Below are 21,030 nucleotides of genomic sequence, written 5' to 3'. Positions count from 1 at the left end.
CAGGAACCGTGCGAGAATCGCTGTTGTCGCGGGCAGCAATCGAGAATACGCGGTCGCCGAGGCGTTCGGGAACGCTCACCGCGATGGACCGCTGGTCGGCGACCAGGTCGTCGGCACTGCGCGGGGTGGTGAAGAACCTGTGCGTCGGCCCGTCCACGGCGTCGCCCGGCCGCAGCAGGTCCTCGCGCCGGGCCGGGTCGTGCAGGGGCGTCGTACATCCGTGCCGTCATCCGCACCGGGTTTCGGAAGGCAGGATGGGTCGTCACGTCCTTCACCCGGTCGCCGTAGAGGTAGATCTCCCTGCCGTCACGGATGCTCTCGACGTACTCGTCGCCGGTCAGTGGCCCATTCATGTGGTCAAGCGTCACAGCACGGTTCTCACCAGGGCGTCTCCGACCGTGCGCTTCTCGTGCCGATCGCCCTGCCGGAAGCAGCCAGGGAGACGCACCGGTTCCGTGGGTGCTGCGAACGTGGTGCCACATAGGCCATTCGTCGACGATGGGACGCGGGACATGACAGACCTGGTGTCCGTTCTGGTGAGGGAGCTCGCCCGTGGCGGCGTACGGCAGGCGTTCGGCGTCGTCGGTGCGGGCAATTTCCTCGCCGTCGCCGGCCTGATCCGGCACGGCGTCGACTACGTGGCCGCCCGGCACGAAGGCGGGGCGATGGCGATGGCCGACGCCTCCTACCGGGCCACCGGCGAGACCGCGGTCTGCGCCACCACGCATGGAGCCGGTCTTTCCAACACCGCCACGGCGTTGAGCGAGGCGGTGAAACATCGCAGCTCCGTGATCGTCATCTGCGGCGATACGCTGACCGGCGGCCCACGCCCTTTCGACATGAACACGGCCGGATTCGCCGACGCGATCGGCGCCCGCGCGGTCCGCGTGACGGCAGGCGAGCCGGTGTGGCGGACGGCGGCACGGGCGCTGGCGCTCGCCCGCGACGGGGACGGCCCGGTGATGTTGTGCCTGCCTGCCGACCTGGCCTCCGCCGCATGTTCCGGCGAAGGGGAACCGGCGGTGGTGAGCGAGCCGGTCCGCCGGCCCGCACGCCAGCCGGCGGAAGTGGACGCCGTCCTGCACCGGCTCGCCACGGCGCGCAGGCCGCTGGTGCTCGCCGGGCTGGGTGCGTGGCGGTCGGGTGCGGCCAAGGTGTTGCAGGACCTCGCGGCGCGGGTCGGCGGGCTGCTGACGACGACGGGGATGGCGAACGGCCTGTTCGGCGACTCCCGGTGGTCCATCGGCGTGTGCGGCGGTTTCGCGTCCCCGGTGGCCGCGGACCTGATCGGGCAGGCCGACCTGGTGCTGGCCTTCGGTGCGTCGCTCGACGCCCTGACCCTGCACGGCGGCAGGCTGATCGACCCGGCGGCCACGGTAATCCGAGTAGACAGCGGCCCCCAACGAGAGGTGGCCCGTGTCAACCTGGAGATCGAGGCCGACGCCACAGACGCCGCGACCGCGCTGCTCGACGCCATCGACGCGGCCGAACTGGTGCGCACCGACTGGCGCGACGTGGCGGAGCCGATGCTGGCCGGAGTGGGGTGGGCACAGGAGCCGTACACGGACGTGAGCACGACCGAACGGATCGATCCGCGCACGCTGAGCTTGGAGCTCGCTGGAATCCTTCCCGCGGAACGGACGGTCGTGCTCGACGGAGGCCACTTCATCGCATGGCCCTTCATGTACTGGTCGATGCCGGATCCCGCGGCGACGATCTTCATCGGTTCGGCCTTCCAGACGATCGGTCTCGGGTTCGCCGGGGCGGTCGGGGCGGCCGCTGGCAGGGCCGACCGGCTGACCGTGGTCGCCCTTGGCGACGGCGGCGCGTTGATGGGGCTTCCCGACCCTGGAGACGCTGATCCGTTCCCGTCGTTCGGTCCTTGCCGTCGTCTACGACGATGCCGCCTACGGATTCGAGGTGCACCGTTACGGCGGCGCCGGGGCCGATCCCCGGACGATCGAGTTCCCCGACACGGATTTCGCCGGGGTGGCCGCCGCGTTCGGGGCCGAGGTCGCCACGGTACGCACCGTCGGCGACTGGCGGAGCTGCGGGCGGACGCGGATCGGCAAGCGAGGAGACGGCCGGGCCCGTGACCGGCAACCATAATCGACAGGCCATTACTGGAAGTGCCTGTCCTGATTTCGAGAGGACGTTCAATGACCGCGATTCATGAGGCCGAGGCGACCAGCGACGCCCTGGACGCTTACTACGGCGAGTTCACCGGCGAGAAGCAGAAGGAAGCCCTTGGCGTGCCGCTGCGGCTGGTCGAGGCGTGGTCGCGCAACGACGCGACCGACGTCGCGAAGGTGTTCACCGAAGAGGGTGTGATGCTGCTTCCCGGCGATGTCTACAAGCGTGGCCGCGAAGAGATCCAGGCTTTCATGGCGGCCGCTTATTCCGGTCCGTTCAAGGGAACGGGCGTAACGGGACGACCGGTCGATTTTCGGTTCGTCACCGACGACGTCGCCGTGTTCCGGACGCACGGCGGAATTCTCGCGCCCGGGGAGACCGAGATCGCGCCGGAACTGGCGGTGCTGTCGAGCTGGGTCGTCGTGAAGCGGGACGGCCAGTGGCAGCTCGCCGCCTACCAGAACAGCCCGCGTGGGGGCGGCGCGACCCTGCGCTGGTAATCCGCCGCGATCAGCAAACACCTGACAAGACTCGCTTGGAGGACGAACCAATGAGCAGCAACGCCGAAGCCCTCGTGGAGGGTGCGAAGAAGTGGGCGTCGCACTACGGCCCCTACCCCAACGGGGTCGAGGGTGCCGTGGTGACCGCGCAGCTGCGCGTACGGGCGGGGTGGGACGCGAACGACGCCGACGCCATCGCCGACCTGTTCGTCGACAACGGCAGCATGCTCGTGGGCGATGCCCAGCTGAGCAGCCGTGAGGAGATCCGCGCGTACCTGGCCGACGCCTTCGCCGGTGGTTTCCAGGGAACCCGGCTGACCGACGAGCCGAAGGAGGTCCGCCTGCTGACCGACTCGGTAGCGATCGCGGTCACCGAGGGAGGTGTCGTCAAGAAGGGCCAAGACGGCATCGAACCGGAAGAGCTGGCCCGCTCGCTGTGGGTGCTCGTCAAGAAGGACGGCGACTGGCGGGTCATGTCGAGGCAGACGAGCCCTGTCAAGAGTTAGGTGCGTGTGTCTCCTCGACCTCGATCGGGATTGAGGAGACATCCCCACAAAAGTGGCGGTCGGTGGCGTCACGTGGCGTCACCGCGAGCAAAGCGGCCCAGCCGTGGTGTCGGCTAGGACCGCGCCGCCATGTCTGGCCGGAACCGAGGCTGCACGTCAGAACCAACCAGGCACAGGAGATGCGATGTCAGCCGATTCCATTCGGGACCTGATCCGGACGAAATTCGGGGTGGAGATCACGATCAACGTGCTCTTCGACATCTCCACGGTCGCCGGTCCCGCGGCACTTGTCGACGCCACGCAGAGCACCGCGGCCTGAGAGACAAAGAGAACGCGATGACCGAACAGACCCGGCCGCTGACCGGCGCCGAATATCTTGAAAGTCTCCGCGACAGCCGCGAGATCTACCTCTATGGCGACCGAGTCAAGGACGTCACCGAACATCCCGCGTTCCGCAACCCGGCGCGCATGACGGCCCGGCTCTACGACGCACTGCACGACCCGGAGCATCGGGACGTGCTGACCACCGAAACCGACGCCGGCGGCCCCGGCGGCTACACGCACCGGTTTTTCACCACGCCGCACAGCGCGGCCGATCTGATCGCTGACCAACAGGCCATCGCCGCGTGGTCACGGCTGAGCTACGGCTGGATGGGCCGTGGTCCGGACTACAAGGCGTCGTTCCTCGGCACGCTCGGCGCGAACGCCGACTTCTACAACCCGTTCGCCGACAATGCGAAGCGCTGGTACCGGGAGTCACAGGAGAAGGTCCTGTACTGGAACCACGCCTTCGTACATCCGCCGGTGGACCGGCACCGGCCGCCGGACGAGGTCGCCGATGTGTTCGTGCACGTCGAGCGGGAGACCGACAGCGGTCTGGTGGTGAGCGGAGCGAAGGTCGTCGCGACGAACTCCGCGCTCACGCATTACAACTTCATCGCCCACACCGGGTTGCCCATCAAAGACCGCAAGTTCGCCATTGTCGCCACCGTGCCGATGAACGCCCCTGGCCAAAAACTGATCTGCCGCCAGTCGTACGCCGCCTCGGCCGCGCTGACCGGCAGCCCGTTCGACTACCCGCTGTCCTCGCGGCTGGACGAGAACGACAGCGTGCTGGTGCTGGACAAGGTGCTGATCCCGTGGGAAAACGTGTTCATCTATGGGGATACTGCCAAGGTCGGCATGTTTACCGGGTATTCCGGGTTCAACGAGCGCGCCATGTTTCACGGTTGTACGCGGCTCGCGGTGAAACTGGAGTTCATCGCCGGTCTGCTGGCCAAGGCGCTGGACATCACCGGGGTCTCCGATTTCCGCGGGGTACAGACGCGACTAGGGGAAGTGCTCGCTTGGCGCAATCTGTTCTGGGGGCTGTCCGACGCGGCAGCGCGGAACCCGGTGCCGTGGCGGGGTGGCGCCGTCCTGCCCAACCCGGACTACGCCATGGCTTACCGCTGGTTCTCCCAGGTCGGCTACGCGAGGATCAGGGAGATCGTGTTGCAAGATGTCGCGAGCGGACTGATCTACCTCAACTCCAGCGCGCAGGACTTCCACAACGATGACATCCGGCCGTACCTTGACAAGTACCTGCGCGGATCGAACGGGGTCGACGCCGTCGAGCGGGTAAAGGTGATGAAACTGCTCTGGGACACGGTCGGCACCGAATTCGGCGGCAGGCACGAACTCTACGAACGCAACTATACCGGTAACCACGAAAACACCAGGACCGAATTGCTTCGTGGGCAACTCGGCGACGGCAAGCTCGACGGCTATCGTGCTTTCGTCGACCGCTGTCTTGCCGAATATGACCTGAACGGCTGGCAGGTGCCGGACCTCGCCTCGTTCCCCGACATCGGCGCGGCAGGCCGCGCCGCACTTGGCTGACGTGATCATGTTTCGATGAAAGGACGGTCAGCACATGACAGCCGCCATGGACACCTCGGCGAACGACTATCCGCTTCCACCAGAGCCGGGCCTGACCGAGCACGAAGTCTTGGCCCGCGCCGAACGGATCGCCGAGACGCTCGTCGACCGACAGCAGGAGACGGAGGCCCGCGGATTCTATGCGCTCGACACGCATGAACTGCTGCGCAAATCCGGCTTCTACCGGCTACTGGTGCCACGGCGATACGGCGGCTACGAATTCGGTATTGACACTCACATGCAGGTGGTTGCCAGGCTCGCGCGGGGGTGCGCGTCGACGGCGTGGATGTACACCTTTGGCGCGTCCCACGCCCATATGATTGCTACTCTTTATGGCGAACAAGCGCAGAATGAGCTATTCGCGGGCGGTGACTTCATCTGCCCGGGAGTCATCGCGCCGGCCGGTTTCGCCGAGCCTGCCGAAGACGGCGGCTGGATCGTGGACGGCGTGTTCCGCTATGCCTCCGGCTCGCCCTACGCCACTCATTTCGTCGGCCAGACCTTCGTCGCGGGAGCGGAAGGAGAACCGCCCGAGCCGATGATGTTCATCGTGCCGAGGGACCAGTGGCGGCGGCTGGACGACTGGGGTTCCCAGCTTGGCCTGAAAGGCAGTGGCTCGTACAGCGTCAAAGTCGAGAAGGCGCATATCCCGGCGTACTACGCGCTGCCTGGTACGCATATGGGAATGGTCTCCGTCGTCGGGGGAACGCCGGGGCTTCGGTTGCATCGCAACACCTTGTACGGCGGCAGCGTGGTGGCCCCGTTCACCTTCCAGCTCGGCGCGCTGGCCGTGGGCATGGCCACCGCGGCGCTGGATGTCTACGCCGAGCTGACGCGGGAACGTCCGATCACGTATCCGCCGTTCGGACCGCGTGCTGAGGACCCGGATTTTCAGCTCCGTTACGGCGAAGCGGCTGGACGCATCGCGGCGGCACGGGCGGCGATGACGGACATGCTGAGGCAATGGCATGAGACGGCCGAGCAGGGGAATGTCCCACGTGAGGTGGAGCTCCGGATGTCGATCATCAGCCGCGAGGTCGTACGGATGGCGTGGAACACGGTATCCGACATTCTGTTTCCCACCGCCGGGACCAGCACCGTACGTGCGGGCGAACGGCTCGAGCGGATCTGGCGGGATATGTCGACCCTGCATACGCATGCCGGAGTGCACATCTATCTGGCCACCATCGCCCCCCGTGAACTCGCTCAACTGGAACTGGGCATCGCGAGCTGAACTCACAACACGCTATCGCCGAGATCAGGAGGAACCGGGTGCTCCGCAATTTGGTGCTGGACCATCAAATCCAGAAGTATGTGCGGGATGTTTCCCTTCGCGAAGACGACATCGCGCGTGAGCTGCGGGCGGCCACCATTCGGCTCTCGTTCGAGCACGGCATGTTGACTCCACCAGAGGAGGCGCAGTTGCTTGGCTTCCTCGTCCGGCTGACGGGGGCCACCACCGTCGTCGAGGTCGGGACGTTCACCGGGTACGGCACGCTGGCCATGGCCCGCGCCGTCCCCGCACATGGGCGCGTCATCACGTGCGACGTCAACGCGCAGTGGCCCGAGATCGGCCGCCCTTTCTGGGAACGGGCCGGGGTCGCCGACCGTATCCAGGTGGAAATCCGTCCCGCCGTCGAGACCTTGGACGTACTGCTTGCCGGCGGTGCCGCCGGCACTGTGGACTTCGCGTTCATCGACTGTAATAAAGAAAGCTATGCCGACTACTTCGAACGATGCCTTGAACTACTCCGGCCGGGCGGACTGCTTGTGCTGGACAACGTGCTCTGGTCAGGCAAGGTGGCGCGCCCCGACATCAGTGACCAGGAGACAGACTCACTCCGCGCGCTGAACGCCGCACTATGCGATGACGACCGGGTTGACCTGAGCATGCTGCCGGTCTTCGATGGTGTGACCCTGGCGTATAAGCGAGCCAACTACTCGCGCGCCGCAGCGTAGTCCGCAATAGTAGTTAAATTTGGTCAGGCACACCCCGCGGCCCGCGCCGGGTTTGTCGCCGACGGAACCCGGCCCGGACTTACTTCGGAGGAGGCCGTTGAGCTGCGCGAAGTCAAGAAGCGTAACCGGTTGCTGGAGCAGGAGAAGGTCGTCCTGCAGCGCGGCGGCGTATCTGGCGCAGGGTAACCTGCCGGGAAAATAGTCTTCCCGCTCGCCCGTGAGCTGGTGCCACCCGGCCGTCCGGCAGGCTCGCGGCGGCGCTGACCGAGGCCCTCGGACAGCCCAGTTCGCCCCGCTGCCAACCGTCGGTACCGAGCGCCCAAACCACCGAGCAGGGTCGGCTCGACGCGCTCCAGTCCTGCTCGATGCGCTCCCCGATCAGCACCGGTTTGCCCGCTTCGTCGACGGTCCCGCCGATGACCCTGTCGTCACCCAGCGCCGCCCGGTCGACGAGTCTCCAGTCGCCCGGTTCTCCGGTCACGACCACCGCGCCGGCCGCGGATCCGCCGGCCAGTAGCCACGTCCCGCCGGCTCTCAGCACCGTGGCGGTCTGGAGGTCGCGCCCGCGCCGAAGGAACCGGCCACGAGGATCTGAGCGCCCTCCGCCGCGACCGCCGTGGGCGCCCAATAACCGGGCGCGTCGTTCAGCAACTCGATCTCGCGCGCGGTGCGGCCCTCGTCCCCGGACACCCACGCGACCGGTCGGACCCGCCGGGAGCCTCATGGGTACCGACGCCGACCAGGTTCCGGCCCGCGCGGGCCAGCGCCACCGCCTTCCGGTCGAGCTCCGGACGGAAGAGCCGGACGACCTCACCGGAGCGGTCCCGTCGGTAGAACGACTAGCGCAAGGTCACTTTTGAGCATGCAGGAGCCCGCGGCCGTGTCAGACGTCGTGTCAGTTCGGGGTCAGGTTGGTGTCAGGGCCGCCCCTCAAGGTTCTCCCATGACCACCTCGGCGATCACCGCTACCGGCCTCCGGAAGGCCTACCAAGACAAAGTCGTCCTCGATGGGATCGATCTCGATGTTCCCTCGGGGAGCGTTTTCTCCCTCCTCGGGCCCAACGGGGCCGGGAAGACCACCACCGTCAACATCCTGACCACGCTCGCCCAAGCCGACGGCGGGACTGTGCGCGTTGCCGGGCATGACATCGACTCCGAGGCCAAGGCCGTCCGGAAGGCCATTGGCGTCACCGGGCAGTTCGCCGCCGTCGATGAGCTGCTCAGCGGGCAGGAAAACCTGCAGCTCATGGTCGATCTCAGCCCCGTCACGAACGGGAAGCGGGTCGTCGCGGACCTCCTCGAGCGCTTCGAACTCAGCGAGTCCGCGCAGAAGCCCGCCTCCACCTACTCCGGGGGCATGCGGCGGAAGCTCGACCTCGCCATGACGCTCGTCGGGGACCCGCGGATCATCTTCCTCGACGAGCCCACCACCGGCCTCGACCCGCGCAGCCGGCGCACCATGTGGTCCATCGTCAAGGACCTCGTCGCCGACGGCGTCACCATCTTCCTCACCACCCAGTACCTCGACGAAGCCGACCAGCTCGCCGACAAGATCGCCGTGCTCGACCGCGGGCGGCTGGTCGCCCAGGGCACGCCCGACGAACTCAAGCGCCAGATCCCCGGCACCCACGTCCGGCTCCGGTTCACCAGCGTCGCCGAGCTCGACGCGGCCGCGCGGGTCATCAGCGGCTCCACCCGCGACGACGAGTCGCTCACCCTGCGGGTTCCCGGCGACGGCGGCACGAAGTCGCTGCGGAACCTGCTCGACCGGCTCGACGAGTACGCCATCAACGCCGAAGAGTTTTCCGTCCACACCCCTGATCTCGACGACGTTTTCCTCGCCCTGACGGGCCACACCGTGTCCGACTCGGAGGTCGCAGCGAAATGAGCACCCACTCGACGGTCATGTTGCGCCGCAACTTCAAGCACATCGCCCGGAACCCGACCTCGGTGTTCAACGCGGTCCTGATGCCGATCGTGATCATGCTGATGTTCGTGTACATGCTGGGAGACGCCTTCGACGTCGGCGTGAACTACGTCGACTACGCGACGCCCGGCCTGATGCTGCTCGCCATCTGCTACGGCCTCGGGGCCACCGCGACGGCCGTGAACTCCGACATGACCAAGGGCATCATCAACCGGTTCAAGGTCATGGACGTCTCACGCGGGGCGGTGCTGACCGGGCACGTCGTCGCCAGCGTGCTGACGAACCTGGTCGCCATCGCGGCCCTCGTCGGGGTGGCGTTCGCACTGGGTTTCCGGCCGCACGCGAGTTTCCTCGACTGGCTCGGCGTGCTCGGCGTGGTGCTGCTGCTCGCCTTCGCGGCCGGCTGGCTCACCGTCGCTTTGGGACTGTTCGCGAAGTCGCCGGAGACGGCCGGCCTGGCTTCGGTGCCGCTGGTCATGCTGCCGTTCTTCAGCAGCGCGATCGCCCCGGCGGACAAGATGGGCCCGGGCCTGCGGCAGTTCGCGGAGTACCAGCCGTTCACGCCGATCATCGAAACCGTGCGCGGGCTGCTCAACGGCACGCCGTCGACCGGCTACGCGATCGCCGCGATCGCCTGGTGCGCCGGCATCGCCCTGGTCGGTTACCTCTGGGCCCGGTCGACGTTCAAGAAGCGAGCGTGACTTCGGCCAGCTCGCGCCAGTCCGCTCCCGTCCCCTCCTGAGTCGCCTCGGTGAACTTCGGGTCACCGAGGCGATTCCGCGTGGCCTGCTCGATCCGGGCGACGTCCGGCTGCGAACAGTCCGCCACTCCGCGCACGGCGGCGCTCGCCGCGAGCAGTCGCGCCGCCTGTTCGTACTCTTCGCGACGCAGGGCCAGGTCGGCGATCCCGACGAGCACCTGCGCGATCATCGGGGCGGTCCCTGTCTCGGACGCCGCCCGCAGAGCCGCGACGCGGTGATCGCGGGCTTCGCCGAGACCCTCGGCGAGGTAGCCGAGCAGGTCCTGGGTCGTCACCTGGATGTTCGCCCGCTCGGCGGCCGTGCCCAGCGTGGCCGTCGCGACGTCGAGCTGCCGGCGGGCCTGCACGGCGTCGCCGCTCCAGCGGGCCAGCTCCGCCTTCGCCAGGGCCAGCTCGGTCAGCGCCTCCGGCCAGGCGACCCCTTCCGCGAGCCGCTGCGCCTCGGCCATCGCCGACGCACTGGCTTCCTTTTCGCCCGACAGCCAGTACAGCTGGGCCTGCCGCGACCGCATCCGCACGACGTCCTCGATCGCGCCGACCTCGGTGACGACGACGATCGCTTGTTCGTAGTGTTCGCACGCGCCGGCGAACTCGCCGCGCATGGCGATCCGGTCGGCCAGCTCGGTCAGCGCGAACGACGTCCCCCACCGTTCGCCGAGCGCGCGGAACTCGGTCAGCGCCGCCTCGAGGAAGGCGTCCGCCTCCTGCCCGGCGCCGCCGAGCTGGATCCGCATCTTGCCGAGCTGCAGCCGGGCGAGGCCGCGGACCCACGGGTCGTCGTCGGCGAGCAGGGGTTCCCACGCGGGCAGGAAGGCGTCCGGCGCCTGCAGCATGCGTTCCAGCGCGGCGACCAGCGACACCGCGGGGTGCGGGCGCTCCACCCGGCCGCTGAGCTCGTGGACCTGGTGGATCCAGTCCGCCGCCTGGAACTGGTCGCTTTCCCGGCCGGACGTCAGGAAGCCCGTGACGAACGCGTACACCGTGGCGCGGACTTCGTCGGGCACTTCGCCGGGCACGGCGGTGGCCGCCATGAGCAGCTCGTTGCCCTCGGTCTTGTGGCCGGCGAGCCACCAGTACCAGCCCGCGGCCGCGGCGAGCCGCATCGCCCCGGTCGCCTCGCCGGCCGCGAGGGCCCCGCGCATCGCGGCGACGATGTTGTCGTGTTCGGCGTCGAGGGTCGCGAGCCACTTCAGCTGATCGGCCCGGCGCAGGTGCGGCTCCGCTGTTTCGGCGAGCTCGGTGAAGTACGCGAGGTGCGCCTGACGCGCCGAGTCGGTGTCCCCGGCTTCGGCGAGCCGCTGCGCCGCGTACTCCTTGATCGTGCCGAGCATCCGGTAGCGCGGTGCCTGGTCGCCTTCGGTGACCACCAGCGACTTCTCGGCCAGCGCGGTCAGCAGCTCCTCGGCCGCGTCGCTCGCGCAGACCCGCTCGGCCGCTTCCAGACTCGCGCCACCGGCGAACACCGAAAGCCGGCACAGGACGACGCGTTCGTCTTCGGAGAGCAGTTCCCAGCTCCAGTCGATCACCGCGCGCAGCGTCCGGTGCCGCGGCAGCGCGGTGCGGCTGCCGCCGGTCAGCAGGCGGAACCGGTCGTCGAGCCGGTTGGCGAGCTGCTCGAGCGACATCGTGCGCAGCCGGGCCGCGGCGAGCTCGATGGCCAGCGGCATCCCGTCGAGGGCGCGGCAGACGCGGGCCAGCGTCGGGGCGTCGGCCACCAGGTCCGTGCGCACCGCTTGAGCCCGGTCTCGCAGGAGCCGGACGGCCGGCGCGGACTCGATCTTGTCCGGGTCGGCGTCCTCCGCGGGCAGAACCAGCGGCGCGACCGGCCACAGTGCCTCACCGGTGATGCCGAGGGGTTCCCGGCTGGTCGCGAGGATCCGCAGCCGGCGGCACTCGCCGAGCAGCCGGTGGGCGAAGGCCGCCGCGGACTCGATCACGTGCTCGCAGTTGTCCAGGACCAGCACCAGGTCGCGGTCGCGCAACGCGGCGATGACCCGGTCGGTGGGTTCGGTCTCCGGCGCGTCGCCGAGCAGCGCGTCGCGCAGCTTGAGCGCGGCGAGCGTCGCTTGGGCCACGTCACCTTCGGTGGGGGCGAGTTCCACCAGCCAGGCGCCGTCCGGGACGTCGCCGAGCAGCGTGCGCGCGGTTTCCGTGGCCAGCCGGGTCTTGCCCGAGCCGCCCGGTCCGACCAGCGTGGTGAGCCGGTGCTCGGTGACGAGGCCGCGGACCGCCGCGATGTCGTCCTCCTTGCCGACGTAGCTGGTCAGCTCGGCGCGCAGGTTCGTCTTCCGGGGCTCTTCCCGCCGGACCAGCTCGCCTCGCAGCAGCGCGACGTGCAGGGTGGCCAGCTCCGGCGAGGGGTCGACGCCCAGCTCGTCGGCCAGGGTTTCGCGCGTGCGCTCGTAGACGCGCAGAGCGTCGGTGTCCCGTCCGGTCGCGACGAGACCGCGCATCAACGCGCCGACGAGCCGTTCCCGGACCGGGTGGGCGGCCACCAGGTCGGTGAGCTCGGTGACGACGCCCTGGCCGAAGTCGGTCTCGGCGTCGAAGCGATCCTCGAGGGCGGCCAGCCGGAGTCCTTCGAGCCGGGTGACCGCGGCGTCGAACGCGGCGCTCTCGGTCAGGCCGACGTCCTGCATGGCCGCGCCGCGCCACAACGCCAGGGCCTCGCGCAGCCGCCGAGGGTCGTCGCCGGCCTGGCCGACGAGCCGTTCGAACCGCGCGGCGTCGACGTCTTCGGGAGCCACGGCGAGCCGGTAACCGTTCGGGTGGCCTTCGACCGAGCCTTCCGGCAGCACCTTGCGCAGCCGGGAAACCAGTCGCTGCAACGCGTTCGCGGCATCGGCGGGCAACTGCTCGCCCCAGATCCAGTCGACGAGCGCCGTCTTCTGGACGATGTGGCCCGGCTCGAGCGCGAGGGCGATCAGCAGCCCGCGCAGCCGCGCACCCGGCACGTCGGCGAGTACGCCGTCGTCCGCGCGAACCTCGAATGGACCCAGCATCCCGATCTGCACCCGGCCAAGTCTGCCATGGGGCGGTGTCCGGGCCGTGTCAGCGCCGTGTCAGGCCCTTCGGCGACCGTGATGGCAGCAAACCACCACGGAAGGAACGTCCGATGAGCGAGACGGCCGACATCCCGCAGGGTCTCCCCATGGAGCGGGACGCGGGCCCCTTCGACCCGCCCCGCGAGATCACCGCGCTGCGCCAGGCGCGCCCGGTCAGCCCGATGGTCTTCCCGGACGGGCACGAGGGCTGGCTCGTCACCGGCTACGACGAGGTGCGCGAGATGATGGCCGACACGCGGTTCAGCTCGCGGCTGGACCTCGACGTCGTCCACGTGCCGTACGAGACGCCCGGCATGCCCGTCGCCACCGAACCGTCCCCGCAGCTGCCGGGCATGTTCATCGCAATGGACCCGCCGGACCACGGCCGGCTGCGCAAGCGGCTCACCGGCGCCTTCACCGTGAAGCGGATGAAGCAGCTCGAAGCGCACATCGCCGAGATCGTCGAGCAGCAGCTGGACCACCTGGCGCGCCTCGCGCCGCCGGTCGACCTGGTGAAGGAGTTCGCGCTCCCGGTGCCGTCGCTGGTGATCTGCGAACTGCTCGGCGTCGCCTACGAGGACCGGGAGAGCTTCCAGGCCAGCTCGGCCCAGTTCATGGTCCGGGACCAGACGCTCGAAGAGAAGATGGGTGCGTACATCGCGCTGAACACGTATCTGTCCGAACTGGTCACGCGCAAGCGGGCCGAGCCCGGCGAGGACATCCTGTCCGACCTGGCGAGCCACGACGACCTCACGATCGAGGAGCTGACCGGGGCCGCCTTCCTGCTGCTGCTCGCGGGGCACGAGACCACGGCCAACATGCTGTCCCTGGGGACTTTCGCGTTGCTGGAGCACCCGGCCGAGCGTGCCGCGCTCGTTGCCGACCCGGCGTTGCTGCCGGGTGCGGTGGAGGAGCTGCTGCGGTACCTGTCCGTCGCCGACATCTTCTTCCGTTACGCGACGGAAGACCTTTCGTTGGGTGGCGAAACGATTGCGAAGGGGGCGACGGTCGTCGTTTCGCTGCTGGCCGCCAACCGCGACCCGCGGCGCTTCTCGGATCCGGACGCCTTCGACATCCGCCGGAACGCGCGGGGTCTGCTGTCCTTCGGGCACGGTGTCCACCAGTGCCTGGGGCAGCAGCTGGCGCGGATCGAGATGCGCGCCGGGTTCGAGGGCCTGCTGCGGCGGTTTCCGACGTTGCGGCTCGCCGTTCCGGCCGGGGAGGTGAAGTTGCGGACCGACATGAACATCTACGGGGTGCACGAGCTGCCGGTCACCTGGTAGGGCTCACGAACGCGTGCGGGCTCGCATCCACAACACGACGTCGAGGCAGCGCAGCAAGCTGATGTCTTCGATCCCACCGGCCTCCATGCGCAGATCGGCCAGTGCCGACGCTCTCGTCGAGTCCGTGTGGAACCAGCTCCACAGGCACTGCCACTCACTGCGCGGCGCTTTCAGCACCGTCTTGACCCGGCTGTCGTACACCGGGAACAGGCGGGGGCGCTTGCGGGCCAGGAGCTTGGACGCCGTCACCGGGCGGTGGTTGCCGCCGCAGCTGCGGAACAGCTCCCACAACCGGAACGCCGGTGAGCCCTTTTCGTACGTGGACCAGGACATCGAATGCATCGAGAGGTTCACCGGGATCTGCTCGAGCAGGCTCCGGATCTGGTACGCGTAGGTGATCGTCGTGTCGATCGCGACGTCGGCGAGGCTGGTGATGCTGAGGAAGTTGAGCGCCAGGACGTCGGCTTCCGTCACCGTGTTCGCGACGTCCGGGCGGTCGCCGCCGCCGGCGAAGCGTTCGAACCAGCGGCCGGTGTAACGGGCCGCCGAGCGTTGGTCGAAGTAGCGCCGCAGGGCGGCCAACGACTCTTCGCGGTGCTCGCCCCGGACGCATTCGTCCAGGACGTGGTGCTGGTGGGCGTAGTCGATCATGTCGAGCGCTCCCTCATCGCCGACGGTGGTCAGATGAGGGTCGCGCTCGTGAGCTTGGCCGTTACGACAGCGTTTTCAGCCAGTTTCCCACCACGCCGAAGTACGTCGGCGCGTTCGGGGCGTAGTTGATCGCGTGGCCGTAGCCGTTCAGGATGTACGTCTGCAGCTGCGAAGTGCCGAAGAACGGTGCTTCGGACGCCCGCAACGCCTGCGGAGACGAACAGTCGCTGCCCAGGATCCCGCAGAAGTTCGGGTCGTTGCCGACCACCAGCAGGACCGGGGCCGTGATCCGCTGCGACGCCGGGGTGATCACCGTCGTCAGCGTCAGGCTGTCCACCGCCTCGGTCGCCGCGAACACGTCCTTTGTGGACTCGTCGTAGGCGATCGCGCCGCTGTCGTACGGGCCTGGGGTGTGGAAGGCCGCGTAGCGGGTGCCCGGGTCGGTGGTCAGGTAACCCGCGTCGCGACCGGGCACGGCCGGATCCAGCGGGGCCGGGATCATCTGGGCCAGCGTGGGGACCACCGACACCAGGTTCATCCGGTGCGTCATGCCGGTGACGAGCACGCCGTCGACGTCGCGGTAGCGGCCCGCCTCGACCATCGCCATCGCCGAGCCGATCGAGTGGCCGCCGATGACCACCTTCGCGAACCGCGGGCGCACCGCTTGGACCACGGCGTGCGCCGCGGTCGCCTGGACGGACGCGCTCAGCAACGCGCTCAACGGTTTCGAGCTCTGCCCGGTGCCGAGGCGGTCGAGGGCGAGCGTCGCGATCCCCGACTGGTTCACCGCCCGGCGGAACGACCGGGTCTCCGGCGTGTAGCCGATGTCCCAATAGGACGCGTTGTACGTGCCGCCGGGAATCAGGACCACCACGGTCGACGCGCCGGCCGGGGTGCACAGACGGCCGTGCGTCGTCTGCGGCAGGAGCGCCACCGTGACGGGGACGTACAAGTCCTCGCAGGTCGTCGCCGCCTGGGCCGGGGCGGGCACGAACAGAGTGGCCGCGAGCAGCACGAAGACAGCACAAATTCGGCGTAGCACGGGGAAAGACCTCCAACTAGCGACGGGGGACAACCGTCATGGGCAGGCTGTCCGGGTAGGCGGCGGAGGTGAACTTCACGCGCACCGGCCGGCCCGGGACCGGGACCAGCCGCCAGCGCGCGGCCACCGTCGCCACCGTGATGACGATTTCGTTCTGGGCGAAGCGGTTTCCGATGCACTGCCGCCCGCCCGCGCCGAACGGGATGAACGCGCCCTTGGGCAGCAGCGCCGCCCGCTCGGGGGCCCAGCGATCGGGGTCGAACCGGTCCGGGTCGGGGAACGACGCGGGGTCGTGGTGCAGGGCGTGCGGGCTGACGATGACCTCGGCGCCCGCCGGGATCCGCGTGCCGCCGAGATCGACCTCCTCGAGCGTGCGGCGCATCAGCATCCAGAGCGGGTAGCAGCGCAGCACCTCGTCGACCACCTGCCGGACGTAGGTCAGCCGGGCGATGTCGTCGATGGTGACCGGACGGCCGTCCAGCACCTCGTCGACTTCGGCGTGCACCCGCGCCTCGACGTCGGCGTGCCGGCCGAGTTCGTGGAACGTCCAGGACAGCGCCAGCGCGGTCGTCTCGATGCCCGCGGTGAGCAGGGTGAGCACCTCGTCCCGCGCCTGCTCGTCGGTCATGCCGGCCAGCAGGAGCATGGAAAGCAGGTCGCCGCGGTCGACGCTCTCGGTGCGCCAGTCGCGGATGACCTCGACGACGATTTCCTGCATCCGCCGGATGGCCTCGTCGAACCGCCGGTTGCCGGGCACCGGCAGGTTTTCGACGAACTTCGGGGACAACGCGCGAATCATTCCCTGCTGGATGATGAGGTAAATCGACCGGCGAGCTTCCTCGACCGCCGCTTTCCCGATTTCCGTGGAGAACAGGGCTTCCCCGACGATCGTCACGGCGAGGCCCTGCAGGTCTTCGTCGAGCGGCCGCACTTCGCCCGGCCGCCACGAGTCGCTGAGCTCCGCCGCCGCGCGCGCCATGGTCCCGGCGTAGGCGGCCAGGCGGTCTCGGTGGAACGCCGGCTGCATCAGCCGTCGCTGCCGGAGGTGGAAGTCACCGTTCGAAAGCACCAAGCCATTTCCGACGAACGGCTTGAACTTGTCGAACATGACGCCCTTGCGGAACTTCGGCCCCGCCGTGACCAGCACTTCGTGCGCCAACCGTGGACTGGTGACGAAGTAGGCCGGCATCGGGCCGAGGTGGATTTTGACGATTTCTCCGTGTTCGTGCAAGGAATCGGTGAATGCGGAGCGTTGCCGCAGCAGTGCCGGAGTGTGCCCGACAAAAGGCCACCGGCCCGGGGCCACGGGGACGCTCATGTGGACTCCTCGTTTACGCCATTGTGTGGATTCCCCAAGGAGACGGCCTACGGTAGGCGCGTCCGGCCGAAGGGGACAGTGCCCGATCGGGTGGTGTGTGCTCACGCGGATGGCGCAGTCGCCGGGTCATCGGGAATCGCTAAGCTCTTTCCGTTCCGACACGGCTGAGAAGGTGTTTTCCGTGACACGATCACCGGAATGGGTTCCACCGGGTGTCGATATCTCCGTGCCCAGCATGGCGCGCACTTACGACTTCATGCTCGGCGGCGGGCACAACTTCGCCGTCGATCGCGCGGTGGGCGAGCAGATCGAGCACGCGATGCCCGGGCTGCGCGACGCCGCGCGCGTGAATCGCGCGTTCCTCGGGCGCGCGGTGCGGTTCATGACCGGCCACGGGATCCGGCAGTTCCTCGACCTCGGCTCCGGTATCCCCACGGTGGCGAACGTCCACGAGGTCGCCCAGCAGCAGGATCCGGACTGCCGGGTGGTGTACGTCGACCGCGACCCGGTGGCCGTCGCGCACAGCGAGCTCCTGCTGTCCGGCAACGATCGTGCAGCGATTGTACAGGCCGATATGCGGGACCCGGAAAAGATTTTCGATGCACCGCCGGTGCGCAGTTTGCTGGACTTCGAAAAACCGGTCGGATTGCTGATGCTGTTGATGTTGCACTGGCTCCCGGACGAATCGGATCCGCTCGACCTCGTCACGCGCTACAGTTCGGCGCTGGCGCCGGGGAGTTTTCTCGCGATCACGCACGTGACCGGCGACCACCAGGGCGAAAACCTCGAAGACGCGACCGAAGTGATCAAAGAAAGCCGGAGTCCCGACCAGGTGACACTGCGAACGCACGACCAGGTTTCCGCGCTCTTCGCCGGATTCGAAATCGTCGAACCGGGGCTGGTGGGCTGCGGCGAATGGCGGCCGGCCGGGCCGGCGGACATCTCCGCGGCGGCCGAGATGAACATGCTGGTCTACGCCGGAATCGGCCGTAAGAGCTGAGCGGGTAAAAACGAATGCCGATGATCGACGAAGTACCGGAGCGGCCCGCGGGTCCCGGCCCGGAACGCGCGCGGACCGTGCTCGCGCGGAAATGGGCGTACCTGCTCAGCGGCGTGACCGTGGTTTCGCTGAGCCGGGAGCTGCTCGACGAAGAACTGCGCGGAATGCTCGACACGCTGGTCGGGTCGTTGTGCGGAGCGTCCGCGGACACCGCGCCCGCCGAGCGGATCGGGGCGCGGCTGGTCGGGCTCGGCTACGTCGGCGAGCCGGGCCTGCGGTGCACCCTCGACGTCCTCGGGAAGGGCCTGCCGGGGCTGCCCGAACTGCAGCCGGTGGACCGCTTCGCCGAGCGGATCGCGCTGACGCTGGGCGCGCTCTCGTGCGGCTTCCTCATCGCGCACGAGCGCAGTGTCCTGGACCAGCAGGAGATCATGCACCTCTCGCTGCTCAAGGCGGTGCGCGACGCGCAGTGGAACCTCAAGCAGAGCGAGGCGCGCTTCGAAGAGGTCGTGACGTCGTCCGCGAGCGGTATCGCGCTGGTCGCGCTCGACGGCCGGATCGTGCGCGCGAACGCCGCGCTGGCCGAGATGCTCGGGCACCCGCCCGGCGAGCTGGCCGGGACGCTGCTGGACGACCACGTGCACCCGGACACCGCCGAGGTCCTCCGCGAGGCGATGGCGGCGCTGGCCGGCGGCGGCCGGGAGCGGGTCCGGCAGTCCCAGCGGCTGCTGCGCAAGGACGGCGACGTCGCGCGCATCTCGCTCACCGCGTCGCTGCTGCGCGACGCCGAAGACCGGCCCGGCCACTTCGTCGTCGTGGTCGAGGACGGCACCGAGCTGATGCTGCTGCAGGGCGAGCTGAGCCGCCAGGCCCTGCACGACGTGCTGACCGGCCTGCCGAACCGCCAGTACTTCGGCACCCACCTCGAAGCGGCGCTGCGGCGCGCCGACCCGGAGTACGGGGTCACGCTCTTCCACGTCGACCTCGACGCGTTCGGCATGGTCTGCAACAGCCTCGGCCGCCGCGTCGGCGAGCAGCTGCTGATGCACTTCGCCCAGCGGCTGAAGGCGGTCATGGCGCGCGAGCGGGCCATGATCGCGCGGTTCCACGCCGACGAGTTCGGCATCCTCGTCGAGAACTCGGCGACCACGCCGGACATCGACTCCATCGTGCGGGCGATCAACGACGAGCTCGCCGAGCCGTTCTTCGTCGACGGCCACGGGCTCGCGCTGTCGGCCAGCGCGGGCGTGGTCCACCGGCCCGGCAAGGGCGTCGACCCCGCGGAACTGCTGCGCGCGGCCGACCAGACGCTGCGGCGCGCCAAGCTGCACCGCCGTGGACAGTGGAAGGTGTTCGACCGCGACGCCGACGCCCGGGACCGGCGGACGCAGGCGCTGGCCGTCGGCATGGCCGGCGCCTGGGAGAACGGCCGGATCGACGTGCGTTACCGGCCGCTGGCGCGGCTGGCGGACGGCGAAGCCGCCGGGTTCGAGGCCCGCCTGCACTGGGACCGGCCGGACGAGCGGCCGCTGGCGCACGAAAGCTGCGCGGAGCTCGCCGAGTCGACCGGGCTCGTGCTGCCACTCGGCGACTGGCTGCTGCGCGCGGCGGGCCGGCAGGGCGAATGGTGGCGGCAGCGCGCGGGTTCCCGGCTGCCGGTGGTCGCCGGGCTGACCGGGCACCAGATGGCCGACGATGCCCTCGGCACGCGCGTGACGCGGATGCTCGCGGACACCGGCCTGCCGCCGGACCAGCTGATGCTCGGCGTCCCGGTCGGCGCGCTGCCGGTGTCCGGCGTCGTCGAGAACATGACCGCGCTGGCCGACCTCGGGGTCCGCGTCATGCTCGACGAGTTCGGGCTCGGGCCGGAAGACCTGCGGGCGGTCGAGGCCCTGCCGGTCGACATCGTCCGCGTCGACCGCCGGCTCGCCGAGTGGCAGGCGTGGTCGGACTCGACGTTCCTGGGCGCGCTGGTGCCGCTGGTCCGGCAGGTCGGCGCCACGCTGGTCGTCGACGGGATCCACACCGAGGACCAGGCGAGCTGGTGGGGCACGGCCGGCGCGGAGCTGGGCACGGGCGATTACTTCGGCGCCGCCAGGCCGCCTGGTGAGCTCGCGGGCAGCTTCGCCTGAGCCGGCCAGCGGGTCAGGCCGACGGCGGCCAGCACGATCACCATGCCGCCGACGACCCGGGGTGTCAGCGGCTCGCCGAGAACGAGCGCGCCGAGCGCGACCGACACCACCGGGAGCAGGTAGCCGACCGTCGCCGCGGCCGTCGGGCCTTCGTCGGTCAGCACCCGGTAGTTGAGGTAGAACGTGATGCCGGTCCCGAAGACGCCGAGGATCACGACCGCCACCAGCGCGGTCGGGTTCAGGTGCGGGGCCGTGCCGGACACGGGCAGGGCCAGTGCGGTCAGCGCCGTCGCCGTCGTCAGCTGGGCGGCCGACAGCGCGAGCGGCGCGCCGCCGGGTGGCAGTTTCCTGGCCATGTAGGCGAAGGCGATCGCGTAGCTGAGCCCGGCACCGAGCAGCGCGAGCGCGCCGCCGCTCAGCAGACCGGCCTGCTGCCACGGCGCGAAGATCACCAGCACGCCGGCGAAACCCAGGACCAGCCCGAGCAACCGGACCGGGCCGAGGCGGCGGTCCGTGCCGAGCAGGACGCCGATCAGCAGGGACCACAACGGGGTCGTCGCGTTCATGACGCCCGCGACGCCGGAGTCCACCGTGCGTTCACCGATCCCGAAGAGCGCGAACGGCAGGGCGTTGCAGAAGAACGCGGCGACGACCAGCCGGCCCCACGTCCGGCGGTCGCGCGGCAGGCGCTGGCCGGTCGCGAAGGCCATGGCCAGCAGCGTCAGCGCGCCGAGCGCGCAGCGGACCAGCGTGAGGTGGACGGGGCTCAGCCCGGTCAGGGCCAGCTTGATCCACAGGAAGCCCGAGCCCCACAGAAGAGCCAATACCGCGATGCGCACCCATCCAGTCACGCTG

The 21,030-nt window shown here is 69.2% G+C and carries 18 protein-coding genes and 2 pseudogenes; 13 read left to right on the top strand and 7 right to left on the bottom strand.

All coding sequences use genetic code 11. The features are described 5' to 3' along the window. Positions 1-79: 79 nt before the first annotated feature. Positions 80-353: pseudogene (locus AB0N03_RS12850) on the bottom strand (4-hydroxyphenylacetate 3-hydroxylase N-terminal domain-containing protein); the annotation flags it as partial. Between AB0N03_RS12850 and AB0N03_RS12845 the strand changes: the two are divergent. From AB0N03_RS12845 to AB0N03_RS12810, 8 genes and pseudogenes are all read left to right on the top strand, one after another. Then, positions 255-1,406: pseudogene (locus AB0N03_RS12845) on the top strand (thiamine pyrophosphate-binding protein); the annotation flags it as partial. The pseudogenes AB0N03_RS12850 and AB0N03_RS12845 sit on opposite strands and share 99 nt — an antisense overlap. A gap of 442 nt (positions 1,407-1,848) precedes the next feature. After that, complete coding sequence (locus AB0N03_RS12840) at positions 1,849-2,109, top strand: thiamine pyrophosphate-dependent enzyme (RefSeq protein ID WP_364370334.1); 261 nt, start codon at positions 1,849-1,851, stop codon at positions 2,107-2,109. Between the two features lie 50 nt (positions 2,110-2,159). After that, positions 2,160-2,633 carry an SgcJ/EcaC family oxidoreductase gene (locus tag AB0N03_RS12835; RefSeq protein ID WP_191307076.1) on the top strand — a complete coding sequence of 158 codons (474 nt, stop codon included), beginning with the start codon at positions 2,160-2,162 and terminating at the stop codon, positions 2,631-2,633. Between the two features lie 50 nt (positions 2,634-2,683). Further along, positions 2,684-3,139, top strand: a complete 456-nt coding sequence (locus AB0N03_RS12830) for an SgcJ/EcaC family oxidoreductase (protein ID WP_364369774.1) — start codon at positions 2,684-2,686, stop codon at positions 3,137-3,139. 184 nt (positions 3,140-3,323) lie between these two features. Further along, entirely contained in the window at positions 3,324-3,458 is a 135-nt protein-coding gene (locus AB0N03_RS12825) for a hypothetical protein (RefSeq protein ID WP_360677136.1), read from the top strand. Positions 3,459-3,475: 17 nt separating this feature from the next. Next, positions 3,476-5,020 carry a 4-hydroxyphenylacetate 3-hydroxylase N-terminal domain-containing protein gene (locus AB0N03_RS12820; protein WP_364369771.1) on the top strand — a complete coding sequence of 515 codons (1,545 nt, stop codon included), beginning with the start codon at positions 3,476-3,478 and terminating at the stop codon, positions 5,018-5,020. A 34-nt stretch (positions 5,021-5,054) separates the two neighbouring features. Continuing rightward, positions 5,055-6,293, top strand: a complete 1,239-nt coding sequence (locus tag AB0N03_RS12815; protein ID WP_364369769.1) for an acyl-CoA dehydrogenase family protein — start codon at positions 5,055-5,057, stop codon at positions 6,291-6,293. 38 nt (positions 6,294-6,331) lie between these two features. Further along, on the top strand, positions 6,332-7,018 hold the full coding sequence (locus tag AB0N03_RS12810) for a class I SAM-dependent methyltransferase (RefSeq protein WP_364369767.1): 687 nt from the start codon (positions 6,332-6,334) through the stop codon (positions 7,016-7,018). Between the two features lie 534 nt (positions 7,019-7,552). On the opposite strand, the gene AB0N03_RS12805 is transcribed toward AB0N03_RS12810, so the two are convergent. Continuing rightward, positions 7,553-7,708: a hypothetical protein gene (locus AB0N03_RS12805; protein WP_364369765.1), complete on the bottom strand. Its 156-nt coding sequence runs from the start codon at positions 7,706-7,708 to the stop codon at positions 7,553-7,555. A gap of 253 nt (positions 7,709-7,961) precedes the next feature. Between AB0N03_RS12805 and AB0N03_RS12800 the strand changes: the two genes are divergently transcribed. Together AB0N03_RS12800 and AB0N03_RS12795 are read left to right on the top strand one after the other, a co-directional pair. Beyond that, complete coding sequence (locus tag AB0N03_RS12800) at positions 7,962-8,906, top strand: ATP-binding cassette domain-containing protein (RefSeq protein WP_364369763.1); 945 nt, start codon at positions 7,962-7,964, stop codon at positions 8,904-8,906. Further along, on the top strand, positions 8,903-9,646 hold the full coding sequence (locus AB0N03_RS12795) for an ABC transporter permease (protein ID WP_364369761.1): 744 nt from the start codon (positions 8,903-8,905) through the stop codon (positions 9,644-9,646). Before AB0N03_RS12800 ends, AB0N03_RS12795 begins: the two co-directional genes overlap by 4 nt. Here AB0N03_RS12795 and AB0N03_RS12790 read toward each other — a convergent pair. Continuing rightward, entirely contained in the window at positions 9,630-12,719 is a 3,090-nt protein-coding gene (locus tag AB0N03_RS12790; protein WP_364369759.1) for a BTAD domain-containing putative transcriptional regulator, read from the bottom strand. The genes AB0N03_RS12795 and AB0N03_RS12790 overlap by 17 nt on opposite strands. A gap of 101 nt (positions 12,720-12,820) precedes the next feature. On the opposite strand from AB0N03_RS12790, the gene AB0N03_RS12785 reads away from it, so the two are divergent. After that, positions 12,821-14,032 (top strand): cytochrome P450, encoded by a 1,212-nt coding sequence (locus AB0N03_RS12785; protein ID WP_364369756.1) that lies wholly within the window; start codon positions 12,821-12,823, stop codon positions 14,030-14,032. Between the two features lie 3 nt (positions 14,033-14,035). Here the strand turns inward: AB0N03_RS12785 and AB0N03_RS12780 are convergent, their stop codons facing one another. The 3 genes from AB0N03_RS12780 to AB0N03_RS12770 all read right to left on the bottom strand — a co-directional run bounded on the left by AB0N03_RS12780 (position 14,036) and on the right by AB0N03_RS12770 (position 17,043). Continuing rightward, a complete protein-coding gene (locus AB0N03_RS12780) occupies positions 14,036-14,683 on the bottom strand; it encodes a DUF6308 family protein (RefSeq protein ID WP_364369753.1) in 648 nt (215 codons plus the stop codon). Between the two features lie 61 nt (positions 14,684-14,744). After that, a complete protein-coding gene (locus tag AB0N03_RS12775) occupies positions 14,745-15,698 on the bottom strand; it encodes an alpha/beta hydrolase (protein WP_364369750.1) in 954 nt (317 codons plus the stop codon). A 43-nt stretch (positions 15,699-15,741) separates the two neighbouring features. Further along, positions 15,742-17,043: a cytochrome P450 gene (locus AB0N03_RS12770; protein WP_364369747.1), complete on the bottom strand. Its 1,302-nt coding sequence runs from the start codon at positions 17,041-17,043 to the stop codon at positions 15,742-15,744. 235 nt (positions 17,044-17,278) lie between these two features. Between AB0N03_RS12770 and AB0N03_RS12765 the strand changes: the two genes are divergently transcribed. Next, on the top strand, positions 17,279-18,043 hold the full coding sequence (locus AB0N03_RS12765; RefSeq protein WP_364370331.1) for an SAM-dependent methyltransferase: 765 nt from the start codon (positions 17,279-17,281) through the stop codon (positions 18,041-18,043). Between the two features lie 20 nt (positions 18,044-18,063). After that, positions 18,064-20,175, top strand: coding sequence for an EAL domain-containing protein (locus tag AB0N03_RS12760; protein ID WP_364369744.1), 2,112 nt, complete (start codon positions 18,064-18,066; stop codon positions 20,173-20,175). Here AB0N03_RS12760 and AB0N03_RS12755 read toward each other — a convergent pair. Further along, positions 20,124-21,026, bottom strand: coding sequence for a DMT family transporter (locus AB0N03_RS12755; RefSeq protein ID WP_364369741.1), 903 nt, complete (start codon positions 21,024-21,026; stop codon positions 20,124-20,126). The two genes, AB0N03_RS12760 and AB0N03_RS12755, sit on opposite strands and share 52 nt — an antisense overlap. Positions 21,027-21,030 lie beyond the last annotated feature (4 nt).

Origin of the sequence: Amycolatopsis sp. NPDC051061 (genome assembly GCF_040682935.1) — a bacterium.
Classification (GTDB): Bacteria; Actinomycetota; Actinomycetes; order Mycobacteriales; family Pseudonocardiaceae; genus Amycolatopsis.
The sequence above is the reverse complement of the archived record's forward strand: the minus strand, read 5'-3'. Positions and strand labels throughout refer to the sequence as shown.

What these genes read in the sequence shown, in the direction of transcription:
- AB0N03_RS12785 (WP_364369756.1), top strand. Translation starts at nt 12,821, where the DNA reads ATGAGCGAGACGGCCGACATCCCGCAGGGTCTCCCCATGGAGCGGGAC.
- AB0N03_RS12765 (WP_364370331.1), top strand. Translation starts at nt 17,279, where the DNA reads ATGGCGCGCACTTACGACTTCATGCTCGGCGGCGGGCACAACTTCGCC.
- AB0N03_RS12760 (WP_364369744.1), top strand. Translation starts at nt 18,064, where the DNA reads ATGATCGACGAAGTACCGGAGCGGCCCGCGGGTCCCGGCCCGGAACGC.
- AB0N03_RS12820 (WP_364369771.1), top strand. Translation starts at nt 3,476, where the DNA reads ATGACCGAACAGACCCGGCCGCTGACCGGCGCCGAATATCTTGAAAGT.
- AB0N03_RS12835 (WP_191307076.1), top strand. Translation starts at nt 2,160, where the DNA reads ATGACCGCGATTCATGAGGCCGAGGCGACCAGCGACGCCCTGGACGCT.
- AB0N03_RS12770 (WP_364369747.1), bottom strand. Translation starts at nt 17,043, where the DNA reads ATGAGCGTCCCCGTGGCCCCGGGCCGGTGGCCTTTTGTCGGGCACACT.
- AB0N03_RS12800 (WP_364369763.1), top strand. Translation starts at nt 7,962, where the DNA reads ATGACCACCTCGGCGATCACCGCTACCGGCCTCCGGAAGGCCTACCAA.
- AB0N03_RS12795 (WP_364369761.1), top strand. Translation starts at nt 8,903, where the DNA reads ATGAGCACCCACTCGACGGTCATGTTGCGCCGCAACTTCAAGCACATC.
- AB0N03_RS12830 (WP_364369774.1), top strand. Translation starts at nt 2,684, where the DNA reads ATGAGCAGCAACGCCGAAGCCCTCGTGGAGGGTGCGAAGAAGTGGGCG.
- AB0N03_RS12780 (WP_364369753.1), bottom strand. Translation starts at nt 14,683, where the DNA reads ATGATCGACTACGCCCACCAGCACCACGTCCTGGACGAATGCGTCCGG.
- AB0N03_RS12825 (WP_360677136.1), top strand. Translation starts at nt 3,324, where the DNA reads ATGTCAGCCGATTCCATTCGGGACCTGATCCGGACGAAATTCGGGGTG.
- AB0N03_RS12815 (WP_364369769.1), top strand. Translation starts at nt 5,055, where the DNA reads ATGACAGCCGCCATGGACACCTCGGCGAACGACTATCCGCTTCCACCA.